This is a genomic window from Mesorhizobium sp. A623 (genome assembly GCF_054489405.1).
This window is the reverse complement of sequence record NZ_JBTMXB010000126.1, coordinates 1-1,016: the sequence shown is the minus strand read 5'-3', so window position 1 is coordinate 1,016 and position 1,016 is coordinate 1. Positions and strand designations below refer to the sequence as shown.

At 60.3% G+C, this 1,016-nt stretch carries 1 pseudogene; it reads left to right on the top strand.

Annotated elements, in window-relative coordinates:
* Positions 1-19: 19 nt before the first annotated feature.
* Positions 20-733: pseudogene (locus tag ACX3P1_RS28190) on the top strand (IS5 family transposase).
* Positions 734-1,016 lie beyond the last annotated feature (283 nt).

The window sequence follows — 1,016 nt, the reverse complement described above, 5'->3', positions numbered from 1 at the left end:
GCCTGACGGGATCGCCTGAATGCCGCACAAGTTCAATGACGCCCTCCGCCAGATGCTCCCGAAGCAGCCGCACCGGGTGACGAACTGGACGGACTACAATGAAGCCCTTCGCCATCGTGGAGATCTGACGATCTGGATTGAGGACGGCGTGGCCGATTTATGGTCGGCGCCACGTCGCCTGACACGGGGCGGTCAGGCGCGGTGTTCGGATCTGGCGATCGAAATCTGCTTGGCCCTGCGGCTTGTATTAGGGCTGCCACCGCGGTAGACACAAGGCTTCGTGCGCTCCATCGGGCAACTGACTGGCGCCTCCATTTCTGTGCCGTGTTTTTCGACCTTGTCTCGGCGAGGCACAGGCTTGAGGGCATGCGTTGGAAAGCGCTCGCCGACCAATGAACCTGTGCATTTGGTGGTGGATAGCACGGGCCTGAAAGTCTTTGGCGCGGGTGAATGGCTCGAGGAAAAGCACGAGACCAGAATGAAACGCCGCTCCTGGCGTAAATTGCACCTTGGGCTCGACCTTTTCAGCGGCGAGATCTTGTGTGCCGATCTGACGGTGGAAAGCATCGGCGACACTACAGCACTTCCGGAGCTTCTGGCTCAGATCGACGCGCCTGTCGCCCGGTTCATTGCCGACTGCGCCTATGACGGGGCATCCGTCAGCGATCTTGTCGACGCGCGGTTTGGCACAAGATCGACATCATCATCCCTCCGCCGAAGAACGCCGTGCTGAGCACCGACGCGACGCATGATTCAACCTCACGGGACCGCCATATCGACGCGATCGCAACCCAAGGCAGGAATGGGTTGGCAAAAAGCCAGTGGCTACAATCAGCGCTCTCGGATCGAGGCCCGGATGGGTCGCTGGAAGACCGTCATCGGGCCGAAACTGAAGGCGAGGACCTTTGCCAACCAACGAACCGAGGCCACTATTGGCGTCAACATCTTGAACCGAATGACCAGGCTCGGCCGGGCCGAGTTCGAACGCGTAGCATGAACAAGGTCGCCGGTAGGGC